Origin of the sequence: Colwellia sp. MB02u-14 (genome assembly GCF_014076915.1) — a bacterium.
GTDB lineage: Bacteria > Pseudomonadota > Gammaproteobacteria > Enterobacterales > Alteromonadaceae > Colwellia_A.
On record NZ_JACGUX010000089.1, the window covers coordinates 42,404 to 56,386 of the forward strand.

16 protein-coding genes, 1 other RNA gene and 1 pseudogene are annotated in these 13,983 nt (G+C 37.1%); 15 read left to right on the plus strand and 3 right to left on the minus strand.

The window, feature by feature from the left end; translation table 11 throughout:
• Nucleotides 1-140 precede the first annotated feature (140 nt).
• The 7 genes and pseudogenes from phhA to H4J52_RS19325 all read left to right on the plus strand — a co-directional run.
• Nucleotides 141-953: a phenylalanine 4-monooxygenase gene (phhA, locus tag H4J52_RS19295; RefSeq protein WP_182180180.1), complete on the plus strand. Its 813-nt coding sequence runs from the start codon at nt 141-143 to the stop codon at nt 951-953.
• Nucleotides 954-962: 9 nt separating this feature from the next.
• A complete protein-coding gene (locus H4J52_RS19300; RefSeq protein WP_182180182.1) occupies nt 963-1,301 on the plus strand; it encodes a 4a-hydroxytetrahydrobiopterin dehydratase in 339 nt (112 codons plus the stop codon).
• 112 nt (nt 1,302-1,413) lie between these two features.
• On the plus strand, nt 1,414-2,964 hold the full coding sequence (gene tyrR, locus H4J52_RS19305) for a transcriptional regulator TyrR (protein ID WP_182180184.1): 1,551 nt from the start codon (nt 1,414-1,416) through the stop codon (nt 2,962-2,964).
• Between the two features lie 35 nt (nt 2,965-2,999).
• Nucleotides 3,000-3,653 (plus strand): maleylacetoacetate isomerase, encoded by a 654-nt coding sequence (gene maiA / locus H4J52_RS19310; protein WP_182180186.1) that lies wholly within the window; start codon nt 3,000-3,002, stop codon nt 3,651-3,653.
• A 147-nt stretch (nt 3,654-3,800) separates the two neighbouring features.
• Nucleotides 3,801-4,658 carry a DUF3014 domain-containing protein gene (locus tag H4J52_RS19315; RefSeq protein ID WP_182180188.1) on the plus strand — a complete coding sequence of 286 codons (858 nt, stop codon included), beginning with the start codon at nt 3,801-3,803 and terminating at the stop codon, nt 4,656-4,658.
• 149 nt (nt 4,659-4,807) lie between these two features.
• Nucleotides 4,808-4,904, plus strand: an RNA gene (gene ffs, locus H4J52_RS19320) — signal recognition particle sRNA small type.
• A gap of 510 nt (nt 4,905-5,414) precedes the next feature.
• Nucleotides 5,415-5,654, plus strand: a pseudogene (locus tag H4J52_RS19325) (flagellar brake protein); the annotation flags it as partial.
• Between the two features lie 381 nt (nt 5,655-6,035).
• Here the strand turns inward: H4J52_RS19325 and H4J52_RS19330 are convergent.
• The 3 genes from H4J52_RS19330 to H4J52_RS19340 all read right to left on the minus strand — a co-directional run bounded on the left by H4J52_RS19330 (nt 6,036) and on the right by H4J52_RS19340 (nt 7,810).
• Complete coding sequence (locus tag H4J52_RS19330) at nt 6,036-6,299, minus strand: late competence development ComFB family protein (protein ID WP_182180190.1); 264 nt, start codon at nt 6,297-6,299, stop codon at nt 6,036-6,038.
• Between the two features lie 98 nt (nt 6,300-6,397).
• Nucleotides 6,398-7,003, minus strand: a complete 606-nt coding sequence (gene priC / locus H4J52_RS19335) for a primosomal replication protein PriC (protein WP_182180192.1) — start codon at nt 7,001-7,003, stop codon at nt 6,398-6,400.
• 21 nt (nt 7,004-7,024) lie between these two features.
• On the minus strand, nt 7,025-7,810 hold the full coding sequence (locus tag H4J52_RS19340) for a TSUP family transporter (RefSeq protein ID WP_182180194.1): 786 nt from the start codon (nt 7,808-7,810) through the stop codon (nt 7,025-7,027).
• 447 nt (nt 7,811-8,257) lie between these two features.
• Between H4J52_RS19340 and H4J52_RS19345 the strand changes: the two genes are divergently transcribed.
• The 8 genes from H4J52_RS19345 (at nt 8,258) to H4J52_RS19375 (ending at nt 13,953) form a co-directional block, all read left to right on the plus strand.
• Complete coding sequence (locus H4J52_RS19345) at nt 8,258-9,037, plus strand: DUF3450 domain-containing protein (RefSeq protein ID WP_182180196.1); 780 nt, start codon at nt 8,258-8,260, stop codon at nt 9,035-9,037.
• On the plus strand, nt 9,037-10,380 hold the full coding sequence (locus H4J52_RS19350) for a MotA/TolQ/ExbB proton channel family protein (RefSeq protein WP_182180198.1): 1,344 nt from the start codon (nt 9,037-9,039) through the stop codon (nt 10,378-10,380). Before H4J52_RS19345 ends, H4J52_RS19350 begins: the two co-directional genes overlap by 1 nt.
• Complete coding sequence (locus H4J52_RS19355; RefSeq protein ID WP_182180200.1) at nt 10,380-10,904, plus strand: MotA/TolQ/ExbB proton channel family protein; 525 nt, start codon at nt 10,380-10,382, stop codon at nt 10,902-10,904. Before H4J52_RS19350 ends, H4J52_RS19355 begins: the two co-directional genes overlap by 1 nt.
• Before the next feature lie 12 nt (nt 10,905-10,916).
• Complete coding sequence (locus H4J52_RS19360) at nt 10,917-11,318, plus strand: biopolymer transporter ExbD (protein ID WP_182180202.1); 402 nt, start codon at nt 10,917-10,919, stop codon at nt 11,316-11,318.
• 3 nt (nt 11,319-11,321) lie between these two features.
• Nucleotides 11,322-11,936, plus strand: a complete 615-nt coding sequence (locus tag H4J52_RS19365) for an energy transducer TonB (RefSeq protein ID WP_182180204.1) — start codon at nt 11,322-11,324, stop codon at nt 11,934-11,936.
• A 5-nt stretch (nt 11,937-11,941) separates the two neighbouring features.
• Nucleotides 11,942-13,213, plus strand: coding sequence for a lipopolysaccharide assembly protein LapB (locus H4J52_RS19370; protein WP_182180206.1), 1,272 nt, complete (start codon nt 11,942-11,944; stop codon nt 13,211-13,213).
• 190 nt (nt 13,214-13,403) lie between these two features.
• Nucleotides 13,404-13,529, plus strand: coding sequence for a hypothetical protein (locus H4J52_RS20200; RefSeq protein WP_259366550.1), 126 nt, complete (start codon nt 13,404-13,406; stop codon nt 13,527-13,529).
• A 40-nt stretch (nt 13,530-13,569) separates the two neighbouring features.
• The gene (locus H4J52_RS19375) at nt 13,570-13,953 is read left to right on the plus strand and encodes a response regulator (RefSeq protein WP_182180208.1); all 384 of its coding nucleotides are present in this window, start codon (nt 13,570-13,572) and stop codon (nt 13,951-13,953) included.
• The last annotated feature ends 30 nt before the right edge of the window (nt 13,954-13,983 follow it).

The window sequence follows — 13,983 nt, forward strand, 5'->3', positions numbered from 1 at the left end:
TATACGCTATTATTGTCTGGCTAAATAATAGCCAGTTGGCGTTTGGTATTTTTCCCAGCAAGCTTGTTTTATTATCAGTAAAGAACATTGCTCACTCATTGGTTAGTGAATGATGATAGAAATTAAAATAAGGTAATATCATGGGGATGGCGACGAAGTATATTTCGCGAGTTGCTGATGAAAATGGTCACATTCATTGGTCAGATGAAGAAAATAGCGTCTGGCAAGAATTGATCACTCGTCAATTAAAATGTGTTGAAGACAAAGCGTGTGACGAATATAAATTTGGTTCAAAATTATTAAATTTACCACATGACCGGATTCCACAACTTGCAGAAGTCAGTAAAGTGCTTAAAGAAACAACCGGTTGGCAGTGTGAGCCAGTACCTGCATTGATTGGTTTTGGTGCCTTCTTTAAGCTGCTATCAGAGAAGAAATTCCCCGTTGCTACTTTTATCCGTAGCAGAGAAGAGTTTGATTATTTACAAGAACCTGATATTTTTCATGAAATATTTGGCCATTGTCCTTTGTTAACCAATAAGTCTTTTGCCGATTTTACTGAGGCTTATGGAAAAATGGGCTTGAATGCAACGAAAGAGCAAAGAGTCTTTCTAGCTCGTTTATATTGGTTCACCGTTGAGTTTGGTTTATTGGATACCCCAGAAGGTATTAAAATTTATGGTGGGGGTATTTTATCTTCACCCAGTGAAACGATTCATGCCACAGAAAATGAGCATGTAGTGCGTGAAAAACTCGAAATACTTGATGTATTAAGAACACCTTATCGAATTGATGTTATTCAGCCTATTTATTATATGTTGAATAAAGTGAGTGATTTAGACAATCTTAGAAAATATGAAGTGTCTGATATTATGGAGTTGGTTGAGCAAGCAAAAGCGTTAGGCTTATATCCAGCCAAGTTTCCGGCAAAAGAAATTAATAATGAAAGTTAAGGAAAAGAGATGACTGAGCAATTATCTGTACAAAAATGTGAAGCATGCCAAGTAGGCGCGCCACAAGTTAGCGATGAAGAATTACCGGTATTATTGTCACAAATACCTGATTGGATCCCTGAAGTTCGTGATGGTGTCATGATGCTTGAGCGTGAATATAAGTTTAAAAATTACAAGTTATCATGGGCATTTGCAAATAAAGTTTCTGAATTAGCTGAGGAAGAGTTTCATCATCCTGCTATTTTATTAGAGTGGGGCAAAGTGAAAATAACTTGGTGGACGCATGCTATTAAAGGGCTACACCGTAATGATTTTATTTGTGCAGCAAAAACCGATAAACTTTTGTAATATTTGCTTACATTAGATAATAACAGCCTCCTACCTCAGGGGGCTTTTTTTTGTTGTACAAAATAGTTTACAATAGCAAATAGGTACACTTGGCTATAGTAGAGTAAGGTAAATGCGTTTAGAAATTGTTTGTTGTGATCGAGTTGGCATTGCACAAGAAGTATTAGAAATATTTGTTGAACATAAGATAAATTTACGTGGTATCGAACTAAAACAGCCAGGAGAAATTTTTATAAATATCCCTGATTTAGCATTTAGCGAGTTACAAACTTTTATGCCGCGCTTGCGCTTAATTGAAGGTGTTAATGATGTAAAAACCACACCTTTTATGCCATCTGAACGTGAGCGAAATGAGCTAGCAACCCTGATTAAAACGTTCCCCGACCCCTTTATTTCTATCGATGCAAAGGGTGATATTCGTATTGTTAACACGGTTGCTGCCGGTATTATGGGATGTAAGGAGCACGAGATCGTTGGTGATAATGTCAGTAATTGGCTGAAAGGTTTTAATTTTAACCGTTGGTTAGATGCCGATGAAGTCCTTGCACAAACTCGCCGATTAAAGTTTCAAGATGATGATTTTGTAGCTGATATAATGCCTATCCATGTCACAGATCAAAGCGGAATACCTGTATTGGCAGGAGCGGTATTAATTCTAAAATCAGAAGCGCGTTTAGGTCAGCAAATAAGTGCTTTTAAACAAGCTAATGAAAATAATTTTGCAGGCATTCAAGCGAGTAGTGGCACTATGCGCAAAGTTATTCGTGAAGCAAAACGTATGGCGTTACTCGACTCTTCAATGCTCATTGTTGGTGAAACAGGTACAGGTAAAGAACTTTTAGCTCATGCATGCCATGCAGCCAGCGATCGCAGCAATAAATCTTTTATGACCTTAAGTTGTGCCGCATTGCCTGATGACGCAGCAGAAACCGAGCTATTTGGTGCGGGTTCACAAGGTGATATTAAAGCAAAACGGGGATTATTCGAATCAGCAGATGGTGGCACTATCTTCCTTGATGAAGTGGGAGAAATGTCGCCAAAATTACAAACTAAAGTGCTACGCGTTATTCAAGATGGTATTTTTCGCCGCGTTAATGATGAAGCCGAAATAAGAGTAAATGTTAGGATCATCAGTTCAACAAACTGTGACTTACTTAATATGGTCTCTGCAGGTCAATTTAGAGAAGATCTATATTACCGACTCAATGTACTTGGCCTAAATATACCTTCTTTACGTGATAGACGTTCTGACATTATTCCACTGGCAGAGTTTTTTATTGTGAAATTTGGTCAACGCATTGGTAAAACCATTGTTACTATGTCTGATGATTGTCGAGATTTTATCGAACACTATCCTTGGCCTGGAAATGTTCGCCAACTTGAGAATGTTCTAATCCGCGCTGTATCGTTAATGGAAGGGAGTATCGTGATGACCTCTCATTTGCAATTACCAGCGTATACACGTGAACATGGCTACTTAGAACAAGAGTTTGTAGGCACATTAGATGCTGCGGTTAAAGGTTTTGAAGCTAATCTATTGAGAAAACTATACCCAGCCTACCCAAGCACACGACAACTTGCTAAAAAACTAGGTTTAAGTCATACCGCAATTGCGAATAAATTACGTGAATACGATATTAACAAAAAAACTGTAAAAATATAAATAATTCATAAATATAACGAAGAGAGAGAGATAAAATGAGACTTTTTGGCTATTGGCGGTCATCCGCAGCTTATCGAGTAAGAATCGCTCTGCATTTAAAAAATATCGATTGTGAATCTGTTCCTGTCCATTTAGTTAACAACGGAGGGGAGCAACACAGTGAAGCATATGTTGCATTGAACCCAACACATTTAGTACCGACATTAATTGACGACACGCTTGATGGTGAGCTGGTGTTAAATCAGAGTATAGCTATACTTGATTACCTAGAGAGTAAACAGCCACAACCTGCGCTTTATCCTGAAAGTATAGTTGATAAAGCTCAGGTACAAGCACTTGCTTTAGATATTGCTTGTGAGGTTCACCCAGTAACTAATCTTCGTGTTCAACAATATTTAGTGAAAACGCTGGGTGTTGATGATGTTAATAAATCAGCCTGGGGGCCACACTGGATGTGCCTTGGCTTTGCTGCATTTGAAGAAAAACTTCAAAAGGTCTCAGGAGAATATTGTTATGGCGACCATGTAACCGTTGCCGACTTATGTCTTGTTCCCCAGGTTTATAATGCTAATCGATTCAAGGTAGACATGTCAGCATTTCCGCTTATTAATGCTATTGTTGAACGTTGTAATCAGTTACCTGCTTTTATAAAAGCAATGCCTGAAAATCAAGAAGATGCTATTTTATAATTATTGTGTAATGGCAATATAAAGTATAAAACTTAATCTTGAATAAAAGTTATTTTAGATCACGTATTTCCCTTGCAACTGACATGAAAACGCGTTGCAATGAGTTATTATCATTTTTTCTTAAGATAAATTGAATTATAGGTACCTATGGAAGATCAAGCGCAAAAAGGTAAACAAACCTCTTGGGGCATTATTGCCGTAATTATTGTTATAGTGATAGCAGGTCTATCTTGGTTGTATATTTCATCCACTGAACAAGAAAAAATAGCCGATGTTACTATAACACCTGTTATTAAGACTGAAATTGCTGCCGAGCCAATACCTGAAAAAGAGTCAGTTGAACCAGAAATCGCAGCTGTGGTAGAACCTGAACCTTTTGTTGAAACTATCCCCGAGATTATATTACCCAGCTTAGATGAGAGTGACGTTTGGGTACAAGAAAAATTACCAAACTATACCTGGCGTAAAGAGCTTTTAAAACTCGTGATTAATAAAGATATGGTTCGTCGTTTTGTTGTTTTTACCGACAACTTTGCGCAAGGAAATCTTGCGTACGCACACAGCCCTCTTGTTAAACCTAGTACTAAATTTTCAGCTAATGAAATTAATAATGGCACAACTACCGATTGGAAATGGAATGAGTCTACAACACAGAGATTCACACTCTATGTCGATTTATTGAGATCATTTGACAGTGAAACACTGGTGCAGTGGTACTTTGAAATGAAACCCTTGATAGACCAAGCTTATGCTGAGCTAGGTTATCCAGAGGACAACTTTACTGATGTATTACATGATGCCATTACTAAAGTACTCGATATGGAAATTCCAAAGGAATCATTAGATTTAGTTCGTCCAAGTGTAATGTTTCGTTATAAAGACGAGCAAGTAGAAGCACTCGATGATGCAGACAAACTCCTGCTTCGTTTAGGAAAAGAAAACTTACTCGTTATTAAGTCAGTCTTATTAGAAATTAATGAGCGGTTAGCGCGTCAAGGTTCATAGATATAGGTGATAAATTAGTTGTTTACTTGCTTATATGTTTAAAAAACAAGCGAACAACTTTATTTATATAACTAGGGCTTGCATCAAGCTAAATCTTTAGCCATAATTCGCGGCGTTGTAGTGAGAAGCACAACTTTCTATGGTGACCCTTTCGGTCCCCTCGCAATGATACTCTGTGAACTCGGCCAGATCCGGAAGGAAGCAACCGCAGCAGGTGACTCATGTGCCGAGGTGTGGCTGCTAGGGTTGCCACCCAATCTTAAAACTCCCTAGAAGCCCTGTAGAATCGTTAGTTATAACAGGTTCACAATCATTAGATCATATAATAGTTACACATTCTAGTATCCATTTAGGTACACAGTCTTAAATCACACTTTCAGTACCGCATATATAAACGATAGAATCTGCAACATTAATCATTTCATAGTAATTTAATTATCTTTAGCCCTTCAGGGCTCCTGTAAGATCAATTAAGAACAACACTCTAATTCACCATGCCATTACTACCCTAAAGAATTCAAAGTCTGTTAGATGATCGCTGTGATCTTCTGTGTCTGTATTCGTTTGGAGTCCAAGGGCAAAGGGACACTGGGGGTGCCTAGGTAGGTTTAATCGAGTGATAAATTTATAATTATTTTGAAGCATGTCAACAGCCACTGATGTTCAATAACGGGTGAATTAGTAACAAGAAAAGATCGTCTGAATCATTGGCCTAGCCGAAAATTTTATATGTTTCAATTATAGCCAGGGAAGCCTGTTGATATAAAAATTAATCACCCGGTAAAACTTCGTTTTAAAGTCTTTTCAATTGGCTATGAAATGGGGAAAAATATTATTCTCAAATATCGAGTTACTCATCGTGTTAGTTCTTATCAAGATGTTTTAGTGGAAGGTAATGTTGTTATTGTTCGCTATATCTTAGGGGGAGAGCACGGCGAGTGTTTTGCTTTTCGTTCTGACATTAAACATATGACCTATTATCCAGAAAGCTGCTAAATTTTACACTACCCAAAAAAATAGAAAGTCGTCAACTTCGCTTACAACACGGAATTACCGGCTATTTACCTGCATCTATTATGTTGGATGTGGAAGGGGTAGAGAAAAAGAAGTGTGTTTAAATGGCATTATTGCCGACATATCTATAAAAGGGTGTGGTTTATATTTAAAGCCGATAACGTTAAGGTTGCGGTTAATAAATGCGACGTATTTTTATGCATTCAGCACCCGAGTTCAGAAGAGATTAAAATACCTGCAAGAGCTTGTAATAGGAGGAATGAAGCAGGTAAGGTCAGTGTGGGTATAAGCTTTTTTGATAATGATAAACAAGTGAGCAATTTACTTGAACAATTGTTTATCAATGAAAGTATCTTATAGGTATTAAGCCTGTTGTGTTTTCATAAACTCTAAGGCTTTGCTGATCGCCACTTTGACGTTGTTTTCCATTTCAAAACGTTCAGAGGCAGGCAAATAGAAAGACATATCAACTTCATGCCTAATATAACGAGTAGGTAATTGATTTAGCACCACACAAGTTAAATCAGCAATAAAATCATCTTCATATTTTTTTTCCAATTTCAGTGCAGCAAAATGTTGTACGACTAATTTTTCATAATAATTATGAATGTCATCAGATATTCTCATTCCAATCCTCTTTTACAATTAACAAGCAGTTAAATTTATTTTTTATTGTCATTTAAGATTAATGCCAGATGAGGTAAAAAGCGAGTTATTTAGTCATATCAACGAGGTTTTTCTGAAACTTCTATTTGACGCTCTATTTTTGAAATAGCTTGCCGACAGCGACCTAATCTTTGATGAAGAGCAAGCACTTCCTCTGATAATTTATTAGCTTTGCTTGGTGTTGCGCTTTTGCGCAAAAGTTCTCTCTCTTCAAGCATAACAAGTAATCGTCGCTCAAACTCGTGGTGCTCTGATAATCGCTGGTAAAGCGCCTGACTGGATTTAAAGAGCTCTTTTGCTGCTTTTTTATACCGACGGGCATTAATAGCTGTGAGTCTATATTGTGCTTCTTGGTGAATACCTTTGTTTGATCTTATGGCATTAATAATAGCTGAAATTTGTTGTTCAATGCCCTGTAATCTATTTTGCGAAAGTTCTTTTTTTCCACTGTGAAGTAATCTTGATAATTCGATGGTTTTACCACGCACCTCATCTACATATGCTTGTATTTTATCACTATTAGTAACAAACAAGGCTTCTGAAAATATATCTTTGTCTTTTAATAAATAATGAGATTTGGTTTGCTGATTTTCAGCATCTATAATTTTAGCTTGTTCTGCTAGGCTATCTAAAACAGCAGTAATTCTGTCGAGTGATAATTGCATTTTGACAACCTATAAATATTGTTATTGAGAGAACCATGCATGATAAGTTAAATTTACTGACATAGAAATAACGACGACGATAAAAACGGGGCGAATAAAACGATTACCAAATTTTATTGCCCAATGTGAGCCTACACCAGCACCTAACATAATGAATATTCCCATCGAAATACCAATAACAAAGTTAACATATCCGAAGTAAGCAAAGGTTAATAAACTACATATGTTACTAACAAAATTGGTTGAACGCGCTAAACCACAGCTAAGCAAAATGTTTATTTTGTATAGGGCACTTGAAGAAGCTGTCCAAAATGCTCCCGTGCCAGGACCGGCTAACCCATCGTAAAATCCTAGGATAAAGCCTTGAGTGCTTTGTATCCTTTTTATACGGATAGATAAGGGCGGCAGGCCTTTAATTTCGGTCACAACTGTTTTTGAAAGCAAAGTATAAATAGCCGTAATCACAATAAGTATGGGTATAGATTTTTCAAGAAAATCATTTGATAAGTATCCAACAGCTAAGGTCCCTAAAACAGCACCTATTGCGGTGTATAAAATAGAAAGTCGCCAGAAATAGGGATCAAATAGCTTTTTACGATAAAACGTTACTGAGGCTGTCAGTGAGCCAAAAGAAGCAGCTAGTTTATTTGTACCTAACGCAATATGAGGAGGCAAACCAGCAGAAAGTAAAGTTGGGACAGTTAGCATACCTCCACCTCCCGCTATCGCATCGATGAGTCCGGCAATGAAACCGATGGCGCATAGTGTGAACCAAATTTCAAAATTAAAAGTTGAATCAATTAACATAATTAAATATAGGTAAATTAGTGCTATAGCTGAATAGTAGCACGGTTATTAACAGTAAATATGTCAATTTATTCATATTTTTTGTCTAAATATTTTGAATATTTTAATAAATAAATTTGACTTAGTACGAATGAATTAGTAAAACTAATAGGAGCAATTATATATACAGAGAATTGTGTTTGTTTGTTAACCGATTTAATCAAAAAGTTGCCTTGGTTTTTTAGGGGCTTTTTAACCGGATGTTTATTTCGTTTAACAAAACTGGCTTATTCACGTGATTTGCCAGTAATTAGCAGCCTTTTTTATGTACCTAGTTGACAGCAACGCTGTCGTCTGGGAATATTGCATGGTTTTATTCTAGAGAAATAAAAACTTAAAATGGCAGATTATTAGATTTGCGTTAACATCTCCATGTTATCCACATTCAATAGCAATTGGTTGGGAACTATGTCCAAATTTAGCAAGAAAAGCCTTATCGCTTCAACGATAATTGGCACATTAGCATTAACAGCAAGCAACTTTGCTTCTGCAGATGCATTAAAAGAACTACAAAAAGCAGAAGCTACTACATTTAAAGCTTCTAAAAGATCACAACTAAAAATCAATAGCATTTATGAACAAACTATTGAACTTTTAGGTGAATATCGTTTAACGGTTGATGAAGCTGAAACTTTATCTCAGTACAATGATCACATTCAGCTAATGGTTAATGACCAACTCGCGAATATTAAGTCATTAGAAGTTCAAATCGCGGGCATTGAAAAAACTAAGCAAGGTATTGTTCCTCTTATGTATAAGATGATTGATACATTAGATAAATTTGTTGAATTAGATATTCCTGTGAACATTGAATCTCGTAAAGAGCGTGTTGCAAATTTACGTGATTTATTAAGTTCATCAGACGTATCAGTTTCAGAACAGTTCCGCATGGTACTTGAAGCTTATGAAATTGAAGCAAACTACGGTACTGTTTTTGCAGCTTACCAAGGTGAACTTGATTTAGGCGACCGTGTAATCACTGCTGATTTTGTTCATATGGGACGTGTTTCTTTAGTTGCACAATCACTAGACATGAAAAATGTTTGGGTTTGGAACAATGAAACTCGCGGTTGGGAAGCATTAGGTGACGAATATTTAAAACCTATTAAAGATGCTATCGCCATGGCGCGTAATCAATTACCTAAGAACTTAACTAAATTACCAGTATTTGCAGCAGGAGCTAAATAATGAAAAAATTTATTAACTTTATAATGCTTGCTGCCTCAATGACGGTAGCAACATCAGCCCTAGCTAATGATTTGGATGATTTATTAAAGCAAGTTAAAAACGATAGAATCTCTGAAGGAAAGCTTGATAAAAAGCGTGAAGCAGAATTCACATCGGCTCGTGCTGATAAACAAGCACTTTTGAATAAAGCTAAAAAAGAATTAGCTAATCAAAATGCTCGTAACAATCGCTTAACTAATGAGTATGCAGCTAATGAGATCACTCTCGCACAGAAGTCTGTAGAACTCGCTAATGCTACAGGTACTTTAGGCGAAATGTTCGGCGTTACTCGTGCTGCTGCCGCTGATGCTTATGGTCAAGTAGTTACTTCAATTGTAAGTGCTGAATTTCCTGGTCGTGGCAAAGTTCTTGATGTTATCGCTAACTCAAAAGAAATTCCTGAACTTGAGCAACTTGAAGAATTGTGGATTGCATTGCAAACCGAAATGACTCAATCAGGTAAAGTGTCTCAGTTTAGCTCAGATGTAACGAGCCTAGATGGTTCAACGTCTACGGAAACTATTACACGTATCGGTACTTTTAACTTAGTTTCTGCGAACGGTTTCTTAAACTACAATGATGAAGTTGGTCAAGTTCAGCCTTTGGCTAAACAACCATCTGGGTACATTACTGACACTGCTTCTGATTTCTTTACAGAAACTTCAGGTCATCATCCTCTATACATAGATCCTTCACGTGGTGGTATATTAGCCCTTGAAACTCGTAAAAGAGTACTTATGGAGTTCTATCATCAAGGTGGCACTGTTGGTTACGCAATTACAGTATTGTTAGTTATTGGTTTCTTAATCGCTTTAGAACGTATGATTTTCTTAAGTACGGTTAGCTCACGTATTAAGACTCAAGAAAAAGACCTTGAAAATCCAACTGACAATAACCCGTTAGGCCGTTTAATTAAGGTTTATCACGAAAACAGAAATGTTGATGCTGAAACACTTGAGCTTAAACTTGATGAAGCTATTTTACGCGAAACACCAAAAATTGATCGTGGTATTAACTTGATTAAGATGTTCGCTGCTATTGCTCCTTTAATGGGTCTATTAGGTACGGTTATCGGTATGATCATGACCTTCCAAACGATTACGTTGTTTGGTACTGGTGACCCGAAAATTATGGCAGGTGACATCTCTCTTGCACTTGTAACAACTGCATTAGGTCTAATTTGTGCATTACCTCTTATTTTAATCCACAGTGTTGTTGCGGGTAAAAGTAAGTCTGTATTGCAAAAGCTTGATGAGCAAACTGCAGGACTAATCGCCTCAATTGCTGAGAAGGAGTCTAAATAATGTTATTCCTGATAGAGCTTTGGGAATCTGTCAGGAGTTTTATTGCGACAGGTGGTAACGTTTTATATGTTGTTGCCTTCGCTCTCTTACTGATGTGGGTAATGATGATTGAACGTTACTGGTTCTTGTCAAAAATTTATCCTGCAATGAAAGACGATATCGTCAATCGTTGGGATGCACGCCAAGATACTACATCTTGGTATGCCCATCGGATTAGAGATACTTGGATCTCCGAAGCGACAGAATTACTAGAGCAGCGTATGCTCACAATTAGAACCTTAGTGGCAATGTGTCCACTGATTGGCTTACTTGGTACGGTCACCGGTATGATTGGTGTCTTTGAGACAATGGCTCAACAAGGAACAGGTAATCCGCGTCTGATGGCTGCTGGTATATCAATGGCTACTATCCCGACAATGGCGGGAATGGTTGCTGCATTATCAGGAGTGTTTTTCAGTTCAAGGTTAGACGCTAAAGTTAAACTAGCAAAGGCTAAACTGGTTGACAGTTTACCTCATCACTAGAGAGATATTCGAATGGCACGTAAACGTATTCGTGAAGACGAAGAAGCAGTAATTGATATGACACCGATGCTTGACATCGTATTTATCATGCTGATCTTCTTCATTGTAACCACTTCATTTGTAAAAGAAGCTGGTATTGAAGTAAACAAACCTAAAGCGGCTAACCAAAGCAAGCAAAAGTCAGCTAACATCTTTATTGCTGTTAGAGAAAATGGTGAAATTTGGTTAGATAAACGTCGCGTTGATGTCGAGCGTGTTGCAGCAAACATTGAAAAATTGTTAGCAGAGCAACCAACTGATGTTGTTATCATTCAAGCAGACAAAAATGCAAAACATGGCATTGTTGTTAAAGTGATGGATGCGATTAAAGATGCAGGTATAGATAGAATCTCTATTGCTGCAGCTAAGGGGTAGTTTATGGTTCGCTTTTTAGTTTCATTACTACTAGGCGCAGCGGTAACTTTTGCATTATTTTCTTTTATGGCATTTCTTGTTTCAAGTGGAGACATGACGAAACAAGAGTCATTGAATAATATTGTTGTAGAAGTTAATACTACGCCGCCTAAGTCAGCAGCTGAACGTCGACAGCGTGTACCGCCGCCGCCGCCTCCGCCGCCAAAAACGCCACCTAAGCCTCAGGCTCCAGAACCTGAAGTGAATAACAATTCAGGTGGCTTAACCTTTAACATGCCGAGTGTGCAGTTATCTGGTGCAAATACGGGTATGTCTCCTCCGGGAGCTGGTTTTGGACGTGATGGTGATGCATCGCCAATTGTACGTATTGACCCTAAATATCCACAACAGGCTGCTCGTGACGGTAAAGAGGGCTGGGTTAAGCTTTCATTTACTATTAACGAACTCGGTGGTGTTGAAGATGTTGAGGTTATGGATGCAGATCCTAGACGTATATTTGACAAAGCGGCTAAACGTGCTTTGAAAAAATGGCGTTACAAACCGAAAGTTGTTGATGGTAAAGCTATGCGTCGTCCTGGTTTAACTGTGCAACTAGACTTCAGTATGAATAAGGGGTAATCAGAATGAATAAGATTTTTATATCTATATTGATCATAGGTTCAGTAACGATTGCTCATTTACCTTTGTCTTCTACAGCTTATGCTGTAGGAGCAGACCAAGTAGAAAAGCCACAGCGTAAGACTCAGCTTGTTGGTCAATCTGTTGGTAAAAAGGTAGCTAAAGCATTTGAAGCTTACGGTGTTGAAGTCGATGATGGTTCTAATGTTGATAATGCGTTAGTGCTGCTATTAGACATCAATGCAAAAAAAGATTACGACGTTGCTTTCTTAAATCGCTTTATTGGTATGATGTATGCTCAAAAAAGTGATGAAAAAAATGCAATTGATTATCTTAATAAAGCCGTTGCTCCTGATATTCTCAACGAAACAGAGCAAGCTGATGCATTAAAAGTCATTGGTGATTTGCAAATGCAAGTGCAAGGTTATAAAGAAGCTTTAATAGCATATGACGCTTGGATGGACTTTACTGGGAAATCTGATGCCAATGTTTGGATGAAAATAGCTCAGGCTAATCTAGAACTTAAACAGTACGCTAAAGTGGTTCCAGCCGCTGATAATGCTATCGCTGAATTAGGTGATAAAGTTAATCAGAATCCTTATGTTCTTAAGTTAAATGCGTTCTATGAACGTAAAATGTATAAGGAATGTGTTGGGGTTTTAGAAACTGCAGTACAAGTACTTCCTGATATTAAATTGTTTTGGACCCAGTTAGCTTCATTTTATGCGATGACTGAGAATTATCCAAAAAGTTTATCAACATTGGAATTAGCTTATAAGAAAGGTTTTCTTGATAAAGAAAGCGAGATAGTTATGCTTGCGAATTTATATGCGCAAAGTGAAATCCCTCATAAAGCAGCGGTTTTACTGGAAAAATATATAGATTCAGGTGTTGTTAAACGTGATGATAAGAACGTTTTCACGCTAGCAAATACATGGCATGCGTCTCAGCATATTAGCAAAGCTGCCGGTTATTATGGCGAATTAGCTAAAATGACTAATCTATCCAAGCATTATAGCAAGCAAGGTATGTTGCTAAATCAAGATGAACAGTTCTCTAAAGCGATAGCTGCTTTAAAGAAAGCAATTGAAATAGGTGTATCAAACGAAGGTAGACTTAATCAAAGTATTGCAGAATCTTACTTTTATCTTGGAGAATACAAACAAGCTTATGTTTATGTTCAAAGAGCATTAAAAGACCCTAAGGCTCGTAGAACAGCTAAAGGTTGGGTTAATTACATAAAAGATACAGCGGCACGTAAGAACGTTTCTATTTAGTTTTTGTGTTTTCTTAAAAACCAGCCTTTTGGCTGGTTTTTTTATATCTGAAGTTTTATTTTTTTGCTTATAAAAGAGGGGAGTGGATGAATGAAGCCGTTTTTGTTTGATCTAGATCAAGTTTATCTAGAAATAAATTACGTTCTCGGCTAAAATACTGCCTCATAATTTTGCAGTTACAGGAATAATAATGTCAGATAACGAAGACTTTAAAGACAGTACATCGAAACGCCATTTATTGGTAGCAGTTATTGCTTTATTCTCTGCACCTCTTTTACCCATGGTTATGGGTTGGTTTACACTTCTTTCAAATTAGTCTCTGTTTGTTTAACTAAAAATTACGAAGAATTAACATTATGCATATATTGCTTGTTGACGATAAAAAGAAGGTCTTAGATTTTATTAGACCACTGCTGGAACAACAGGGCAATACCATTGATACCGCTTTAAACGGTTTAGATGCCTTTGAAAAGGCGCAACAACAATCGTTTGACTTGTTTATTATTGACCATCTCATGCCTGTTATGAATGGTATTCAACTAAGTAGAAATCTTCTTAAAAAACCAAATACGGCTAATATTCCTATTATTTTTATGACGACGCAAAACACAACTGATGTGATCGCGCTAACCCGCTTCTTTTCTTTTCAAGCCATTATAGCGAAGCCAATTGACGAAAATATTTTGCTTAGTGCTGTAAATCTAATAAATAAAAACAATACAAGTCGTTATTCACTGTAAATCATCCTCCTTTTGCTTTATTCTTTAGAC